The 16906-nt window shown below is 67.7% G+C and carries 18 protein-coding genes, 1 pseudogene and 1 riboswitch; of the genes and pseudogenes, 17 read left to right on the top strand and 2 right to left on the bottom strand.

What is annotated here, in order from left to right; all coding sequences use genetic code 11:
* The first annotated feature begins 6 nt into the window (after positions 1 to 6).
* From QME70_09790 to QME70_09780, 3 genes are all read left to right on the top strand, one after another.
* A complete protein-coding gene (locus QME70_09790) occupies positions 7 to 1734 on the top strand; it encodes a branched-chain amino acid ABC transporter ATP-binding protein/permease (GenBank protein MDI6894878.1) in 1728 nt (575 codons plus the stop codon).
* Entirely contained in the window at positions 1721 to 2434 is a 714-nt protein-coding gene (locus QME70_09785) for an ABC transporter ATP-binding protein (protein MDI6894877.1), read from the top strand. The genes QME70_09790 and QME70_09785 overlap by 14 nt, the downstream gene beginning before the upstream one ends.
* A gap of 174 nt (positions 2435 to 2608) precedes the next feature.
* Positions 2609 to 3001, top strand: coding sequence for a cupin domain-containing protein (locus QME70_09780; protein MDI6894876.1), 393 nt, complete (start codon positions 2609 to 2611; stop codon positions 2999 to 3001).
* 132 nt (positions 3002 to 3133) lie between these two features.
* On the opposite strand, the gene QME70_09775 is transcribed toward QME70_09780, so the two are convergent.
* Positions 3134 to 3544 carry a nucleotidyltransferase domain-containing protein gene (locus QME70_09775; protein ID MDI6894875.1) on the bottom strand — a complete coding sequence of 137 codons (411 nt, stop codon included), beginning with the start codon at positions 3542 to 3544 and terminating at the stop codon, positions 3134 to 3136.
* 139 nt (positions 3545 to 3683) lie between these two features.
* A riboswitch (FMN riboswitch) is annotated at positions 3684 to 3845 on the top strand.
* 220 nt (positions 3846 to 4065) lie between these two features.
* On the opposite strand from QME70_09775, the gene ribD reads away from it, so the two are divergent.
* From ribD to ribE, 4 genes are all read left to right on the top strand, one after another.
* Complete coding sequence (ribD, locus tag QME70_09770; GenBank protein MDI6894874.1) at positions 4066 to 5181, top strand: bifunctional diaminohydroxyphosphoribosylaminopyrimidine deaminase/5-amino-6-(5-phosphoribosylamino)uracil reductase RibD; 1116 nt, start codon at positions 4066 to 4068, stop codon at positions 5179 to 5181.
* A complete protein-coding gene (locus tag QME70_09765; protein ID MDI6894873.1) occupies positions 5163 to 5819 on the top strand; it encodes a riboflavin synthase in 657 nt (218 codons plus the stop codon). Before ribD ends, QME70_09765 begins: the two co-directional genes overlap by 19 nt.
* 206 nt (positions 5820 to 6025) lie before the next feature.
* On the top strand, positions 6026 to 7180 hold the full coding sequence (locus QME70_09760; GenBank protein ID MDI6894872.1) for a bifunctional 3,4-dihydroxy-2-butanone-4-phosphate synthase/GTP cyclohydrolase II: 1155 nt from the start codon (positions 6026 to 6028) through the stop codon (positions 7178 to 7180).
* Between the two features lie 59 nt (positions 7181 to 7239).
* Positions 7240 to 7704: a 6,7-dimethyl-8-ribityllumazine synthase gene (gene ribE, locus QME70_09755; GenBank protein ID MDI6894871.1), complete on the top strand. Its 465-nt coding sequence runs from the start codon at positions 7240 to 7242 to the stop codon at positions 7702 to 7704.
* 23 nt (positions 7705 to 7727) lie between these two features.
* On the opposite strand, the gene QME70_09750 is transcribed toward ribE, so the two are convergent.
* Positions 7728 to 8309, bottom strand: a complete 582-nt coding sequence (locus QME70_09750) for a hypothetical protein (GenBank protein MDI6894870.1) — start codon at positions 8307 to 8309, stop codon at positions 7728 to 7730.
* Between the two features lie 514 nt (positions 8310 to 8823).
* On the opposite strand from QME70_09750, the gene QME70_09745 reads away from it, so the two are divergent.
* The 10 genes and pseudogenes from QME70_09745 (at position 8824) to QME70_09700 (ending at position 16860) form a co-directional block, all read left to right on the top strand.
* Positions 8824 to 9216: a 3-methyl-2-oxobutanoate hydroxymethyltransferase gene (locus tag QME70_09745; protein ID MDI6894869.1), complete on the top strand. Its 393-nt coding sequence runs from the start codon at positions 8824 to 8826 to the stop codon at positions 9214 to 9216.
* A gap of 39 nt (positions 9217 to 9255) precedes the next feature.
* On the top strand, positions 9256 to 9792 hold the full coding sequence (locus QME70_09740) for an ECF transporter S component (GenBank protein ID MDI6894868.1): 537 nt from the start codon (positions 9256 to 9258) through the stop codon (positions 9790 to 9792).
* A 176-nt stretch (positions 9793 to 9968) separates the two neighbouring features.
* Positions 9969 to 10787 (top strand): energy-coupling factor transporter ATPase, encoded by an 819-nt coding sequence (locus QME70_09735; GenBank protein MDI6894867.1) that lies wholly within the window; start codon positions 9969 to 9971, stop codon positions 10785 to 10787.
* Positions 10781 to 11689: an energy-coupling factor transporter ATPase gene (locus QME70_09730; protein MDI6894866.1), complete on the top strand. Its 909-nt coding sequence runs from the start codon at positions 10781 to 10783 to the stop codon at positions 11687 to 11689. Before QME70_09735 ends, QME70_09730 begins: the two co-directional genes overlap by 7 nt.
* On the top strand, positions 11676 to 12512 hold the full coding sequence (locus tag QME70_09725; protein MDI6894865.1) for an energy-coupling factor transporter transmembrane component T: 837 nt from the start codon (positions 11676 to 11678) through the stop codon (positions 12510 to 12512). The genes QME70_09730 and QME70_09725 overlap by 14 nt, the downstream gene beginning before the upstream one ends.
* Before the next feature lie 544 nt (positions 12513 to 13056).
* A complete protein-coding gene (locus QME70_09720; protein MDI6894864.1) occupies positions 13057 to 13881 on the top strand; it encodes an IclR family transcriptional regulator in 825 nt (274 codons plus the stop codon).
* A gap of 3 nt (positions 13882 to 13884) precedes the next feature.
* Positions 13885 to 15228, top strand: coding sequence for an aspartate aminotransferase family protein (locus QME70_09715; protein ID MDI6894863.1), 1344 nt, complete (start codon positions 13885 to 13887; stop codon positions 15226 to 15228).
* A 2-nt stretch (positions 15229 to 15230) separates the two neighbouring features.
* Positions 15231 to 15515 carry an aldehyde dehydrogenase family protein gene (locus QME70_09710; protein MDI6894862.1) on the top strand — a complete coding sequence of 95 codons (285 nt, stop codon included), beginning with the start codon at positions 15231 to 15233 and terminating at the stop codon, positions 15513 to 15515.
* A pseudogene (locus QME70_09705) lies at positions 15503 to 15784 on the top strand (aldehyde dehydrogenase family protein). Before QME70_09710 ends, QME70_09705 begins: the two are co-directional and overlap by 13 nt.
* A gap of 32 nt (positions 15785 to 15816) precedes the next feature.
* Positions 15817 to 16860, top strand: coding sequence for a threonine/serine dehydratase (locus QME70_09700; GenBank protein MDI6894861.1), 1044 nt, complete (start codon positions 15817 to 15819; stop codon positions 16858 to 16860).
* Positions 16861 to 16906: the final 46 nt, after the last annotated feature.

Genomic DNA, 16906 nt, shown 5'->3' with positions numbered 1-16906 from the left:
GGGCCCATGGGCGAGTATCTGACCGGGGTGCTGACCATTATCTGCATCAACATGGTGGCCACCACCGGCCTGGCCGTGCTCACCGGGTTCACCGGTCTGTTCAGCCTGGGCCATGCCGCCTTCGTGGCCATCGGTGCGTATACGGCCGGCATCCTCACCTACTTCTACCACTGTCCCTACCCCCTCGCCCTGCTGGCCGGTGCCGTCAGCGCGGGTGCGGCGGGGTTGGTGATCGGCTATCCCACTCTCCGCGCCAAGCTGCGGAGCGACTACTTCGCCATCGCCACCCTGGGGTTCGGCGAGGCCGTGCGGGTGCTGCTCGAGAACCTGGACATCACCCAGGGGGCGCGCGGGTTGCCCGGTATCGCCCACCACACCAGCCTGCCCGTGGCCGCCGCCACCGCGGCCTTCATGCTGCTCATGGCGCGCAACCTGATCTCGTCCCACTTCGGACGGGAGGCGGTGGCGGTGCGGGAGGACCACGTGGCCGCCGAGATCATGGGCGTGGATGTCATGCGGGCCAGGATGAGGTCGCTCCTGTTCAGCGCTGCGGCCGCCGGTCTCTCGGGCGGGCTGTTCGCCCACTACTTCAACTTCATCCAGCCCGCCATGTTCACTTCGGTGCTGTCCACGCAGCTTACGGCGGCAGTGGTGTGCGGAGGTATGGGCAGCCTGACCGGCCCCGCCCTCGCCACTGCCCTCTTCGTAGGCATCCCGGAGCTGCTGCGGGTGGCCAGCATGTGGAGGCTGGTGGCCTACGGGGCCCTCCTGGTGGCCATCATGGTGTTCCGTCCCCAGGGCCTGCTGGGCTACCGCGAGTTGGGCTGGAAGACCATGGGATGGCGTGGCCGCCCCGCCCGACATCCGTCCGAGGCCACGCCTGGCGCAGGCGGTCTCGGGGGCGTGGGGAGCGTTGCGGATGGTGCCGCGCCCGGGCAAGAGGCGACGGCCGGCAGGCCCGTCCTCCAGCTGGCCCGGGTGAGCAAACGGTTCGGCGGCGTGGTGGCCTGCGACCGTCTCAATGCGGAGCTGTGCCCGGGGGAAATCCTGGGACTGATCGGTCCCAACGGGGCGGGCAAGACCACGGTGTTCAACCTGATCACGGGCGTCTACCCCGTGTCGGAGGGGGAGATCACGTTCGACGGGCTGAGCGTGCGGGGGCTGCGGCCGGATCGCATCGCCCGCGCCGGCATCGCGCGCACCTTCCAGAACGTCCGCCTCTTCCGCAACCTCAACGTGCTGGACAACGTGCTCATGCCGGTCGGCCACCCGCCCGGGTACACCCTCCTGGACGCGCTGCTGCGGACACGCCGCTGCCTGAAGCGGGAGGCCGAGCTGCGGCAGCAGGCCCTGGCCCTGCTGGAGCGGGTGGGGCTGGAGGGTCACGCCGGTCAGCGTTCCCACAGCCTGCCCTACGGCCTGCAGCGGCGCCTGGAGATAGCGCGGGCGCTGGCCTTGCGGCCGCGCGTGCTGCTGCTCGACGAGCCGGCGGCGGGCATGAATCCGGAGGAGAGCCGGAGCCTGGTTGACATGGTGCGGGCCATCCACCGCTCCTTCGGCCTCAGCACCGTGCTGATCGAGCACCACATGGATGTGGTCACCGACCTCTGCGACCGCATAGTGGTGCTGAACTTCGGGGCCCTCCTGGCGGAGGGTCCCCCGAACGCGATCCAGCAGAATCCGCTCGTACTCAAGGCGTATCTGGGGGAGGCCGGGGCCCGTGCTGGCGGTTGAGGACCTCCACGTTTCCTACGGAGAGATCCGGGCCCTGCGGGGAGCATCCCTGCGGGTGGAGCGGGGAGAGATCGTGTGCCTGCTGGGGGCCAACGGGGCCGGCAAGTCAACACTGATGTGGACCCTGGCGGGAGTGCTGCGGCCCAGGGCTGGCCGTATCCTCTTCCTGGGCCGGCCCCTGACCGGGCGCCCCCACGAGGTCCTCAGCCGCGGCGTATGCCTGGTGCCGGAGCGGCGTCGCCTGTACGCCAATCTGACGGTGAGCGAGAACCTGCTCATGGGTGCCTTCCTGCGCCGCGACCGGGCGGGCATATCCCGGGACACGGAGGCCATGTTCGACCTGTTTCCTGTGCTCAGGGAGCGGCGGCGCCAGTACGCCGGCACCCTCTCCGGCGGCGAGCAGCAGATGCTCGCCATCGCCCGGGGATTGATGTCGCGGCCCCAGCTGTTGCTGCTGGACGAGCCCTCCCTGGGACTGGCGCCCATCATGATGGACACCCTGTTTGCGGCCATCGCCCGCGTGCGGGAGCAGGGCACGACCGTCCTGCTGGCGGAGCAGAACGCGCTGCGAGCCCTGGAGGTTGCGGACCGGGGCTACGTGCTCGATGCGGGAGTCACGAGCATTTCGGGACCCGCCCGCGCCCTGCTGGAGGACCCCCGCGTGCGGGAAGCTTATCTCGGCGTCCGCCGCCCCTCCTGATGCGCGCCCCGGAGCAGCCATCCACGCCAGGGTTGATCTGGCCGCGCAGGAGCAGGGAGCCCTGCGGTCAGGGGAGAAACTCACTGGGGGCCGGGGGGCATGCTGACTGGGGAAGCAGCATCCAGACCCGGCGGGTTTCGTTCCTGATCACATGAGCCGGCGAGGAGATGGTCGATGGTGTATGTGACTCACGTGTCGCAGGTGCCCGAAAGCAGCATCGCGCAGGGCGGAACCCCCGGTGGCAAGCGGGCCACAGTACGGTGGGTGATATCAGAAGAGCAGGGAGCTCCCAACTTCGAGATGCGTCTTTTCCACCTGGACGAGGGGATGAATACCGAGTGGCACCAGCATCCCTGGGAGCACGAGGTGTTCGTCGTGGCCGGGCGCGGCTCCGCCAGGAGCGATGCGGGCGATACGCCGCTCGAGCCCGGTAGCGTGGCGTTCGTTCCCCCCGGGGAGATGCACCAGTTCCGTGCTGCCCCTGGCCACCCCATCGAGTTCATCTGCGTGGTTCCGCGGGGCACCAGGGCCTGCAGCGTCCCGGCCCCCGACCAGCCCGGCCACTAGCCGGCCTGGCTGAAGCCCGATAGCCGGAGCGGCCTGGAACTCCTCGCGTGAGAGGGTTGCCAGTGTGCGCAATCGCGCTATGGAGGCTCGGACACTCTGCGCCCGTTCCGCAATCAACTGGGGATTGAGCAACTACGCCACGCCCCTCGCCGCCTCTTCCATTATCTCCTGCCGGGAACGCTCCAGCATCGGCCCCAGGTCGAGGTAGTCTCTCACGACGATGTCCTCGAAATCCGTCCGGGCGTCAGAACTGGACTCATACAACAGGATACCCGTATGGATAATCTCGAACTGGAGCGGGAGGGGGGCGCGGTTCAAAAGGACGAGGTCCACCCGCTGTCCGGCAAGTGCTTCCAGCCTGGCAATGAGATCTATCCGTTCGGTGGCAGGGATGGAGCAGTCGTCCGGAAGTACAATGGCGAGGTCGATGTCGCTGTCGGCCCTCGCCCTTCCCTGAGCCCGAGAACCGAAGAGGTACACCGCCACCGGTTTGTACTTTGCCAGAATGCCTAGCATGTGCGCGTACTTCTCCGTCCCGGCCAAGGCCCCATCACCTCCGCTCACCGCTCTCTGCCCGCGAGGCGGGCTCATGCCCAATCCTAGCACGGGTCGAGGTTCGGACACGGGCGTGGGGGGATTGCGCGATGAAGGGCGAGTGGCTACAATGGGGCTGAAATGAATGAGGGGCCTTCGGGGCAAGGTGAGAAGGCTGCCGGGTGGAGCCACGGCCGGCCTCCTTCGATTCCTGACCGGCGGTGAGAGCCCGCGAACCACGGCACCCGCCCGTGGCAGATCCGGTGGAATTCCGGGGCCGACAGTACAGTCTGGATGGGAGAAGGCATAGTTCCCCGAGCGGGAAGCCTTGCGCATGCCATGCCCCGGGCCCGGTTGCCCGGGGCATTTTGCTGCGCCGGGAAGGTCCGCCCGGCATGGGCCGGCTGGCCTGCGCGGGGCGCCCGCCGGGGGTCGTCCGGAACCCATGGCCCGGGATGGCGGCGGTGGTCCCCGGGGTGGAGAGGAGATCGCATACGGAGCCAGGACGGACAGCCATAGGCGAGCACTTCATGGACAGGGCACTGGCCCTGGCAGAGCGGGCGGCCGGACGCACCAGTCCCAACCCCATGGTGGGTGCGGTGGTGGTGAAGGACGGTCGTGTGGTGGGCGAGGGCTATCATGCCGCGGCGGGACAGCCCCATGCAGAAGTGGTGGCCTTGCGCCGGGCAGGGGAGGCCGCCCGGGGCGCCACCCTGTACGTCACCCTGGAGCCGTGCTGCCACTTCGGGCGCACCCCCCCCTGCACCCGCGAGGTGATGCGCGCGGGGGTGGCGCGGGTGGTGGCGGCCATGCTCGACCCCAACCCGCGGGTGGCTGGTCGCGGGGTGGAGGACCTGCGGCGGGCGGGGATCGAGGTCCAGGTGGGGTGCCGCGAGGAGGAAGCCCGCCGCCTGAACGAAGCCTTCTGCAAGTACATCGCCACGGGGATCCCCTTTGTGACCTACAAGGCTGCCCTCAGCCTGGACGGCAAGGTGGCCACGGCGGAGGGGGATTCCCGCTGGATCAGCGGGGAGGAATCGCGGCGGCTGGTGCACCGGCTGCGGGACCGGTACGACGCCGTCATGGTGGGGATCGGCACCGTGCTGGCGGACGATCCCCTGCTCACCTGCCGCATCGAAGGGGGTCGGGATCCCGTGCGGGTGGTGGTGGACAGCCGGGGACGTCTCCCCGTTACCGCCCGCCTGCTCCGTTCGGGGTCACCGGCTCGCACCCTGGTGGCCACTACGGCGACCATGTCGGGGGACACCAGGGCCGCCCTGGAGGCCATCCCGGGGGTGGAGGTAATCGAGCTTCCGTCCCGCGGGGGACGGGTCGACCCCGGTGCCCTGGTGCGAGCGCTGGGAGAGCGGGAGATCACCTCCGTCTTGCTGGAGGGCGGGCCCACCCTGGCTGCCTCCTTCCTGGCGGGAGGGTGGGTGGACAAGATCATGTTCTTCCTGGCCCCCCTGCTGGTAGGCGGCGCCTGGGCACCTTCACCGCTGGGGGGAGAGGGAGTTGCCCGCCTGCGGGAGGCCCGCAGGCTGCGGGATGTGGTGGTCGAGCGGGTGGGTGGAGACGTCCTGGTCACCGCTTACGTGGTGGACGGGCCCGGAGAGGGGGCGGGGACATGTTCACCGGCATCGTAGAGGAAGTGGGTCGGCTGCGGTCACTCCGGCAATCGTCCGCGGGTGCGGACCTGGAGATATCGTGCCGGCGGGTGGGGGAAGACCTGCGCCCCGGCGACAGCGTGGCGGTCAACGGGGTGTGCCTGACGGTGGCGCGGGCGGGCGGGGAGGGGTTCGTGGCTCAGGCCATGCCCGAGACTCTGCGGCGCACCAATCTGAGCCGGCTGGTGCCCGGGGAGGCCGTTAACCTGGAGCGGGCCCTGCCCCTGGGGGGACGGCTGGGCGGCCACCTGGTGACCGGTCACGTGGATGCCACCGGCACGGTGGCGTTCATGCGGCCGGAGGGTGAGGCGGTCATCATGGATATCGCCGCGCCCGCCGACCTGGTTCCCTACCTGGCACCGCGGGGCTCGGTGGCGGTGGACGGGGTCAGCCTCACCATAGTGGCCACCGAAGGGGGGCACTTCCGGGTGTCGCTGATCCCGCACACCCGGGCCGTGACCAACCTGGGCGGGCGGCGGCCCGGGGCCGTGGTCAACCTGGAAGCGGACGTTCTGGCCCGCTACGTCAAGCACCTGCTCGACGCCAGGGCAGCTGCAGCGCCGGAGGAGGAACCCGGCATCACCCTCCAGCGGCTGCGCGAAGCCGGTTTCCTGTAAGGGCGCGTAGCCGGTGCGTGCGTTCGGCAGGGCATGGATGCTGGCGACGGGCCCGCCCCAGGGCGTGTCGCTGGCGGCGGGACGGCCAAAAATGTGGGGCTCGTGCGAGTGAGGCAGGCGAGGAGGCAGGAGCAGAAGTGACCGGGGACAGGGTCGTGGAATTCGCTACGGTGGCCGAGGTGCTGGGGGAGATCCGGCAGGGCCGCATGGTGGTCGTGGTCGACGACGAGAGCCGCGAGAATGAGGGCGACCTGGTCATGGCAGCAGAGAAGGTCACGCCCGAGGCCATCAACTTCATGGCCCGGTACGGGCGGGGACTGATCTGCCTGCCCATCGTGGGGGAGCGCCTGGACGAGCTCCAGATCCCCATCATGGTACCCGCGCAGGGCGACCACATGGGGACGGCCTTCACGGTGTCGGTCGATTCCCGCCACTGCACCACCGGCATCTCGGCCCCCGAGCGGGCCATGACCGTGAAGGCGGTCATCGACCCCGCCACCCGGCCCGAGGATCTGGTGCGGCCGGGACACATCTTTCCCCTGCGCGCCAAGGAAGGGGGCGTACTGCGCCGGCCCGGCCACACCGAGGCGGCGGTGGATCTGGCCCGCATGGCGGGATTGTACCCCGCCGGCGTGATCTGCGAGATCATGAACGAGGACGGCACCATGGCCCGCCTGCCGCAACTCGCCGAGTTCGCCCGGGAGCACGGCCTTAAAATCATCACCATCGAAGAGGTCATCAAGTACCGCATGCGCACCGACCGGCTGGTCAGGCGCATCGCCAGCGCGGTGCTCCCCACCCGGTACGGTGACTTCCAGCTCCATGCCTACGAGGACCTCCTCACCGGCAAGTGCCACGTGGCCCTGGTCAAGGGCGAGATCGCCGGGGATGAGCCCGTCCTGGTGAGGGTGCACTCGGAGTGCCTCACCGGGGACACCTTCGGCTCGCTGCGCTGCGACTGTGGCGAGCAGCTGGAGCGGGCCATGCACATGGTACAGGAGGCCGGCCGGGGGGTGGTGCTCTACATGCGCCAGGAGGGCCGGGGCATCGGCCTGGCCAACAAGATCCGGGCCTATGCCCTGCAGGATGCCGGGCTGGATACGGTGGAGGCTAACGTGAAGCTGGGCTTTCCCCCCGACGCCCGCGACTACGGGACGGGCGCGCAGGTCCTGGCGGACCTGGGGGTGCGCCGCATGTTGCTCCTCACCAACAACCCGCGCAAGTACGCGGCCCTGGCGGGCTACGGGCTGGAGATCGTCGAGCGCGTCCCCATCCAGGTGAAGCCGAACCGCATCAACGCCCGCTACCTGAAGGCCAAGCGGGAGAAGCTGGGCCACCTGCTGGACGGCCTCGACGACTAAAAGGGCGGCTGGCACGGCCCGCGAGCGCGCTATACCAGCAATAGAAAGGGGCAGGAGGAATGAAGGTTTATCAGGGCGAGTTGCTGGGTCAGGGGCTGAAGATCGGTATCGTGGTCAGCCGCTTCAACGAGTTCATTTCCTCCCGGCTGCTGGACGGGGCCCTGGATGCTCTCTCCCGTCACGGGGTGGCCGACGGGGACATCACCGTGGCGTGGGTGCCGGGCGGGTTCGAGATCCCCGGCGTGGCCCTGCATATGGCCCGGTCGGGCCGCTACGACGCCGTGATATGCCTGGGGGCCATCATCCGCGGGTCCACGCCCCACTTCGAGTACGTGGCCGCCGAGGTCACCAAGGGGATCGCCAGGGTGGGCCTGGACACAGGTGTGCCCACCATATTCGGCATCGTTACCGCCGACAACCTGGAGCAGGCCATCGAACGGGCGGGCACCAAGATGGGCAACAAGGGCTTCGACGCCGCCCAGGCCGCCATTGAGATGGCCAACCTGCGCCGCCACCTCGGTTGAGCAGGTCTTGAGAAGACGAGCCTTCACTCGGCGTGCTTGAGCCAGGGATGGAGCAGGCGCAGCAAGTATTCGCGCTGGCGCGGGGGTAGGCCCTCTATGAAAGAGGCCACCACGCCCCAGAACCGGCGCCAATCCAGGTACAGCACGGCTGAGATCCACGCCACGTAAGCGAGGCCGAGCCCGGGGTCGGTCCGCCAGCTCATCCACAGGGGTAGGGCGGTCACCGGGGCCGAGAACGCCATCACGGTGGTCCGGTTGGGCCGGAACAGTGTGGCGACCGCCGCCAGGAGCGCGTATCCCAGGTAGGCGTCCTGCGGGATATAGCCCCACACGGAAAACACCCACCCGATGGCCCAGGTCATCGCCGTGTCGAGGGGGAGATCGAGGCGGGCCCAGATCCCGCCCGGGAGGCGCGAGTAGCGCCCCAGCTTGCCGTCCAGCACGTCGGTGGTCCAGCCGGCCAGGCTGAGCAGGATCACGCGCCGGACCGCTTCTGCCGGGAGGCGTTTGGCCTCCAGCAGTATCATTAGTGTGATCGCCCCTCTCGCCGCCGTCATAGCGTTGGCAAAGCGCCTGGCCCACCGCCTGCGTCCGTCTGCGCTCACCGCAGATCCCCCCTGTTGACGCGGTAAGTGGCGCTGGTTTCCTGCTACATTATACGGCTCGCAACCGTCGTCGAGGCACTACCTGGTTGCCTGCTCCATGGTGCGGCTGAAATCTGGTCGAGGCTGCCCGACCGTGGCGTGATACGGGAGGGGGCGGCCGCCGACCTGGTGGTGTTCGAGCCATCGTCCGTTGCGGACCGGGCAGCCATCACCGAGCCCTACTGCTTTCCCGCCGGGATCCACTGGGTGGTGGTCAACGGGAAGCTGGCCGTAGCCAATGGCAAGCACACCGGCGCTGATCGCCCTGGGATGATCAGGGGCGTGACACTGCGGGCGGCCCCCTGCTGTCAAATCACTGACACGGTGGCGGAACCGCCTCCTCTGGGAACGACGGTTCGCGGGAGGATTTTGAGCTTTGCCGGCGAATTTAATCGTAAAGCGACCGCCTGGTTCGCCTTGCGAACTAGAGGGGTTGTCAGGATCGCAGGTGTCAACCAAGAAGAAGCCGACTGTAATGGACCTGCAGCAGGCCAAGCATTCGCGGCGGAAGATTACCATGGTGGCATGCTACGATTATGCGTTTGCCTCCATCGTGGATTCGGTGGACATCGACATCATCCTGGTGGGCGATTCCGGGGCCATGACCACCATTGCATCGGCCAGCCCTGCCAGCCCAGGATCAGGCCAGAAGTTTGTGGTCCAGAAGGCCGGGATAGCAGGAGTGCATCATCTACGGGCCCGGCTTGCTGGAGCAGGCGCACCAGACGGACGAGTACGTGCCGGTGCAGGACGTGGTGGACGCGGTCAAGGTGATGGGCCTGGCGGCCATGCAGTTGCTCGGGTACCAGCCCCGGGGGTGACCCGGCGCGGCCATGCGCACGGGAGCCCGGGGTGGCAGCCCGCGTGACCCCGAAGGGGTGCTATCCCCGGAAAGGAGTTGTTAGCCATGAGCCTTTCGGTCCGGAAGATAGTGATCTCTGGTGTGCTCGGGGCAGTGGCCATCCTGCTCGGAGTTACCCGACTGGGATTCATCCCCGTGCCCAACCTTTCCGGCAATGCCACCATCATGCACGTGCCCGCCATCCTGGGTGGGATAATGGAGGGGCCGGTGGTGGGTGCCATGGTCGGTCTCATTTTCGGCGTATTCAGCTTCCTTAACTCCACCATTCCCCTCTTTGCCGACCCCCTTGTGGCCATATTCCCCCGCATCTGGATCGGCGTCACCGCCTACCTGGCCTATGCGGCCCTGGCGCGGGTGAACAAGGTCCTCGCACTGGCCGTGGGTGCGGCGGTGGGGACGGCCACCAATACCGTGCTGGTCCTGGGCATGGGCATCATCCGGGGCTACCTGCCCGCGGCTGCGTTCTGGCCCATTGCCCTGACCAACGGGGTGGCGGAAGTGATCGTTGCCGTGATCATCACGGTGGTGCTGGTGCTCGGGGTTGAGCGCATGCGCAGGGGTGAGGTGTCGGCGAGCAGGTAACGCGGCATGCCCGGTGGGGAAGGTGCCCGAATACCCGTCTCGGGCAGCAGCAGGAGGCAGCGAGGCGGGGGGTATTCATGTCGGGCAGTAGCGGGGCGGAAGGGGGCCGGGGTGGATGGCTGTCGGCAGGCCCCGGCCCTTGTTCCCCCGTGGCTGCCGCTACAGAGGTGGCAACAGTGATCAGGGTGGACAACGTGTCATTTGCTTATCAGGCCAAGGGTCCTCACCCGGTGCCGGCCCTGGTGGACGTGAGCCTGGAAGTCCAGGAGGGTGAGTTCGTGGTCATCGTAGGCCATAACGGTTCCGGCAAGTCGACCCTGGCCAAGCACCTGAATGCCCTCCTCATCCCCACCCGGGGTGACGTCTGGGTGGACGGGATCAACACCAGGGACAGGAGCCGGATCTGGGAGATCAGGGAGAGAGTGGGCATGACCTTCCAAAACCCCGACAACCAGTTGGTGGCCACCCTGGTGGAGGACGACGTGGCCTTCGGGACCGAGAACCTGGGGGTGCCTCCCGCCGAAATCCAGGCCCGGGTGGACGAGGCCATGGCCCTGATGGGTATCACCTCGCTGCGGGAGAAGGCTCCCCACATGCTCTCGGGCGGCCAGAAGCAGAGGGTGGCCATCGCCGGGGTGCTGGCCATGCGCAGTCGGTACATCGTGATGGATGAACCGACGTCCCTCCTCGCACCCCTGGCGCGGGAAGAGGTCATGGAAGCCATCCGTGTCCTCCGCCGGGAGGGGATAGCGGTGGTGCTGGTTACCCACTTCATGCACGAGGCGGTGGAGGCCGACCGGGTGGTGGTGATGGAAGGAGGGCGCATCATCATGACCGGGCCTCCCAGGGAAGTGTTCGCCCGGGTAGACGAACTCAGGGCCCTCAGCCTCGACGTGCCGCTGGTCACCCAGCTGGCGGTGGAGCTTCACCGGCTGGGCCTGCCGGTTCCTGGGGAGGTCCTCACCGTGGAGGAGTTGATGGCTCACCTATGCTGATCACGGTGGAAGACCTGGAGCACACCTACATGGAGGGCACGCCCTTTGAGACCAGGGTGCTGAACGGGGTCAACCTGGAGGTCGAAGAAGGGGAGATGCTCGGGCTGATCGGGCCGAGCCAGTCCGGCAAGTCCACCCTGGTACAGTATTTCAACGGGCTTTTCGTTCCCAGGGGGGAGGGGCGGGTGGTGGTCGATGGTATCGACACTTCCCGCAGAGGTGCAGACCTGAAGGCCCTGAGACAGAAGGTGGGTCTGGTGTTCCAGTACCCTGAGCATCAGTTGTTCAAGGGAACGGTGGGCGAGGACGTAGGCTTTGGGCCCAGATGCCTGGGGGTTTCCGTAGCGGAAACGGGCGAGAGGGTGAACAGGGCTCTCGCCGCCGTAGGCCTGGATCCGGAGATCTTCCGGGACCGGTACATCTTCGCCCTGAGCGGAGGGCAGAAGCGACGGGCCGCCATAGCCGGCGTCCTGGCCATGAACCCGCGGGTGATGGTTTTTGACGATCCCACCGCGGGGCTGGATCCGCGGGGCCGGCTGGAGATCCTGGACACCATTGCCCGGTTGCACCGGGAGCAGGGCCTCACGGTGGTGTTCGTGTCCAACAGTCTGGAGGACGTGGCGCGTCTGGCCGACCGGGTGGCGGTCCTTGCGGAGGGACGGGTGGTGAAGCTGGGATCCCCGGTGGAGGTCTTCTCCGACGTGGAAACCCTGGGACGTATAGGGGTGGGTACCCTGCAGACGGTGGACGTACTGGGGCGGCTGCGGAGAAAGGGCTGGGAGGTGCGGCTGACCGCTCTGGGCGTGGAGGAAGCAGCCCGCGAGATACTGCGAGCATACCGGGCCAGGATGGCCGGGCAGGCCTCGCCTGCGGTGGGGGGGTGCACGGGTGGAGCTCTCTAGGGACATCACGCTGGGGCAGTACGTGCCCCGCAATTCGCCGATTCACCGGCTGGACCCGCGCACCAAGATCATCCTGTGGGCGGTCCTGGTGACTCTGCTGTTCCTGGTCCGCTCGTTCACGGGCTACCTCACATTCGCCCTGTTCATGGGATTGCTGGTGCACGTGTCGCAAATCCCGGTAGGGTACACCCTGCGGGGACTGCGACCGGCTCTCCCCTTCATCGCCGCGCTCTTCGTGATACAGATCCTTTTCTCTGGCAGCCTCTACCCCGAGAGTGCCCATGTCCTCTTCCACTGGCGCTTTATCAGGGTGACGGCGGAGGCCCTTTACACGTACAGTCTCACCATGGTAAGGGTGGTCCTCCTGTTCTGGTCGGTGACCATCCTCACCCTCACCACCTCGCTGGTGGGTCTCACCGACGGCATGGAAAGCCTTCTCGGCATCGGGCGCCGCATCGGGGTGCCCGCCAACGAACTGGCCATGGTCATGGTGATTGCCCTGCGCTTTGTGCCCACTCTGGTGGACGAGCTGGAAAGGATCATGAAGGCGCAGATGGCGCGGGGAGCTGAGATCGAAACGGGTAACTTCGTTCAGAGGACCAGGCAGCGGATACCCATTCTGATTCCCCTCTTGCTGAACACCTTTGCCCGGGCGGAAGACCTCATCCTGGCCATGGAGGCCCGCTGCTACCGGGGGGGAAAGGGAAGGACCAAGCGCCGGCAGTTGCGGGTCACCGGTCTGGACTACCGGGCCATAGCCGTGGTGGTGGCGTTCTGCGGGCTGATGCTGACTTACACCTGGGTTCTGCGGCCCCCATGGTGACCGGGAGGTGATGGACCTGGCTGGCAACATATGCTCTCGGTGACGTGCTGGACCCGGAAACCGGGCAGATCCTGGCGGGCACCAGGAGTCCCGAGGGAGGATGGGCCGACACCACCCGTCTCCTCCTGGAGGAGGCGGATGGGGGTTCACCGGGATTCTCGTCTAACACCACCATCGGGGTGGTGGCCACCAACGCCGCCCTGGACAAGGCACAGGCCACCAAGGTGGCCCAGATGTCCCCACGACGGACTCGCCCGCTGCATATCTCCCGTGCACACGATGCTCGACGGCGACACGATCTTTGTCCTTTCTTGCGGCGACGGGTCCATCCGGGGCGAACTCAGTGCCATCGGTACCGCAGCCGCCCGCACGGTGGCGCAAGCGGTGCGGCGGGCTGTGCTCATGGCCGAACCCGCAGGGGGCCTGCCCGCGAGTCCCCTTGCTGGCCGCCCGGGGAGCCGTGGCTGAAGGGCGAGAGCCTTGCGCAGAAAGACGGGGATGCGGTTGGGCTCCCGGTGATTTAAGCGGGAGAGACGACGAGGAGGTGGCGTCGGCCATCGGCGCAGAAGTTGAGACGGGACGGCCCAAAGAAGCCCTGAAGACCGTGGAGAGATCGCTGGGGCTTATCGAAGCCCTGGCGGAAGAGGGATCGGGATACGGTCTTAGCGAAATCAGCAGGAAGCTGCGGCTGAACAGGGCCGTCGCCTATCGCATACTGCTGACCCTGATGCACCACGGGTACGTGGTGCAGGACCCGGTGACCAGGAGGTATACGCTGGGCATCAAGCTGTTCGAGTTGGGCAGCACGGTGGTTAACCGGACCGGGCTACGCAAGGTGGCCCTGGGACCCATGGGGGAACTGGGCAGGTTGTGTCGGGAGACCATCAATTTGGCCGTCCTCGACGGCAACGAAGCGGTGTATCTCGACCGCATAGAGTGCGCTGCACCCCTGCGGGCCGATCTGCAGGTGGGCCGCCGCGTCCCGTCGTACTGCAGCGCACTAGGCAAGGTGTTGCTTGCTTACCTCCCGTCGGAGGAGCGAGAGACTGTCCTGAGCACCATTACCTTTCAGAGGTACACCCCCCGCACCATCGCGGACCCCGACGAGTTGCGGAAGCACCTGGAGGACGTGAGGGAAGCGGGCTTTTCGCTCGACGACGAGGAATACATTCCCGGGGTGCGCTGCCTGGGGGCGCCCGTCTTCAACCACCACGGCCGGGCGGTGGCGGCGGTTAGCATCGCTGGGCCCTCGGTGAGGCTTGTCCGGGAGCGTATCCTGGCGCTGGTCGAGCCCCTCAAGGCCACGGCAGAGGCCATATCGCGCAACCTGGGTTACTTGCCAGGGACGTCCGAGATAAGGGAGGTGTGAGGGGTGGATGACGGCGATGCGGTGGAGCTGAAGGGGAAGTACCTTTTCCCCAATGTGAGGACGTACTACGCGCGGCCCCTCGTGCTGGCGGAGGGACGGGGCGTGCGGGTGCGCGATGCTGCCGGTAGGGACTACCTGGATCTCTTCGGTGGCATCCTCACGGTCAGTGTGGGGCACGCGCACCCCCGGGTGAACGCTGCCGTGTCTGAGCAGGTGGGCCGCATGATGCATACGTCCACCTGCTACCTGAACCAGCCCATGCTGGACCTGGCCCGGCGACTGGCCGAGATCACGCCGGGGAGGCTGCAGAAATCGTTCTTCACCAACAGCGGCACTGAGGCCATTGAGACGGCGGTGGCGGCCGCCCGGGCCTACACCCGGCGCCACGAGGTGATCGCCCTGCGCCACAGCTACCACGGCCGCTCGCAACTGGCCACCACCCTCACCGCCAACGCGGCCTGGCGCACGCCCAGCCCGCTCCCCGGGATCGTGCACGCCCACAACGCTTACTGCTACCGGTGTACCTATGGCCTGTCGTATCCCGGCTGCGACGTGGCCTGCGCCCGGGATCTGGAGGAGTTGATCAGGACCACCACCACCGGAGAGGTTGCAGCCTTTATCGCCGAGCCCATCCAGGGCGTGGGGGGATTCATCACTCCGCCGCCGGAGTACTTCCGGGTGGCCGTGGACATCGTACGCAGGCACGGGGGCGTGTTCATCTGTGACGAGGTGCAGACAGGCTTCGGCCGCACGGGCTCTCGCATGTTCGGCATCGAGCACTGGGGGGTCGAGCCCGAGATCATGGTGTTCGCCAAGGGTCTGGCCAACGGGGCGCCCATCGGTGCCACCATCGCGGTGCCGGAAGTGGCCGACGCCTGCACGGGCTACAGCATCTCCACCTTCGGCGGCAACCCCGTGAGCATGACCGCCGCCCTGGCCACCCTGGAGGTCATCATCGAAGAGAACCTTCCCGCCCGCGTCGCCCGCACGGGAGACATGCTGATGCGGGGCCTGCGCGCCCTGCAGGAACACCACCCCTTCCTGGGCGAGGTGCGGGGGAAGGGGCTCATGATCTGCGTGGAGCTGGTGGGGGAGGGGAAGGCGCCCGCCTCCGACCTGGCGCTGGCGTTCATGGAGCTTGCGCGCGAGGAGGGCGTGCTGGTCGGGAGGGGCGGCCTGTACGGGAACGTGCTGCGCATCGCCCCGCCCATGACCATCACTGAAGACGAAGTGGCGGAGGCCCTGGATAAGCTGGGCCGCGTGTGCCAGCGCCTGAACGGGGCGCGCGTAGCGCCGGCCCCAACACGCTTCGCGCGGGCGAATTTGTGCAAGGGGGATCAATGGTAGAAATGGCAGAGAGGCTGCGCAACTACGTGGGGGGCAGGTGGGTGGAGTCCGGGTCTGCGCACTGGGAGGAGGTGAGGAACCCCGCCACCGATGAGGTGCTGTCCCTGGTGCCCATGTCCACGCTGGATGAGGTTGACGCCTGTGTGGCGGCAGCCAGGGAGGCCTTCCCCGCGTGGCGGAATGTGCCCGCCGTCGAGCGGTGCCGCTACCTGTTCCGCCTCAAGCACCTGCTCGAGGAGAAGCAGGCGGATCTGGTGCGGATGATCACCCTGGCATCGCCCTCATAAACTCCAGCCGCTACGGCAATGCCGCCACCATTTACACCCAGAACGGCGCCTGGGCCAGGGAGTTCCGCTACCGGGTGGAATGTGGCAACGTGGGCGTGAACGTGGGGATAGTGGCGCCCATGGCCTTCTACCCCTTCGGCGGCATGAAAGACTCCTTCTTCGGTGACCTGCACGGCCAGGGCAAGGACGTGGTCAACTTCTTCTCCGACCGCAAGGTAGTCGTCGAGAGGTGGTTCCCCGAGAAGGAAGTCCGCGAGCGCTGGTTCTGATAGAGGAGTAGTCGCGGTAGAGGAGTGGTCGCATGGTAACGTTGGACGAGGTCAGGGAGGCCCGGGACCGAATCCGGGGAGAGGTCGTACGCACGCCCCTGGTGAGCCCGGAGGCCCTGGAGAAGAGGCTGGGCATGCCGGTGGCCCTCAAACTGGAGAACTTCCAGCGCACGGGGGCGTTCAAGTTCCGGGGTGCGCTCAACTGCGTGCTGAGGCTGGTGGCCACGCGCGGGGCCCCGGGATTACATCTGGTCACCGCGTCCAGCGGCAACCACGCCCTGGGCATGTCCCTGGCGGGACGCCTGGCGGGGGTGCCGGTCACGGTGGTGATGCCGGAGGGGGCGCCGCTGGTCAAGCAGGAGAAGGCGCGTGCCTACGGTGCGCGGGTGATCCTGCACGGGGAGGCCTACGACGACGCCCAGGTCTGCGCCCGCCGGCTGGCGGATCAGGCGGGGGCGGTCTACATCCCCAGCTTCAACCACCCCGACATCATGGCCGGCCAGGGGACGGTGGCCCTGGAAATCCTGGAGGACCTGCCCGCACCGGGCACGATGGTTTTCCCCATCGGGGGAGGTGGACTCGCCGCGGGGATGGCGGTGGTGCTCCGGGTGCTTTCGCCCCGTACCGTGCTGGTGGGCGTCCAGGCAGAGGGCGCCGCCTCCACGAAGGTTTCCCTGGAGCGGGGCGAACCGGTGGAGTTGGAGTCGGTGCACACGGTGGCGGACGGCATCGCAGTGAGGCGGCCGGGCGATCTCACCTTTGCCGTGGTGCGGGAACTGGTGGATCGGGTGGTCACCGTCTCCGACGAGGAGATCCTGGCCGCCATGCGTCTCCTCGTCACGGAGGCGTCCCTGGTGCCGGAACCGGCCGGCGTGGCAGCGGTGGCCGCCCTCCTGGCCGGGCGAATTGGCCCGGCCAGCCGGGCGGACAGGGCGGGGCGGGCGGGGAGGCGCGCGGCGGACGCACCGGAGCGCGCCGCGGCAGCGCCGGAGGCGCCGGGTGGGCCGGTGGTGGCGGTGGTGACGGGCGGCAACGTGGACGTCGGTCTCCTCCGCCGCGTCCTGCAACCCGTGTGACCGCGCCGGCCTGATAGCGGTGGCTTGTGCCAGCGTTGCGAGCGGG

The organism is Bacillota bacterium (genome assembly GCA_030019365.1).
In the GTDB taxonomy this organism is placed as follows: Bacteria; Bacillota; Sulfobacillia; order JACIYH01; family JACIYH01; genus JACIYH01.
The sequence above is the reverse complement of the archived record's forward strand: the minus strand, read 5'-3'. Positions and strand labels throughout refer to the sequence as shown.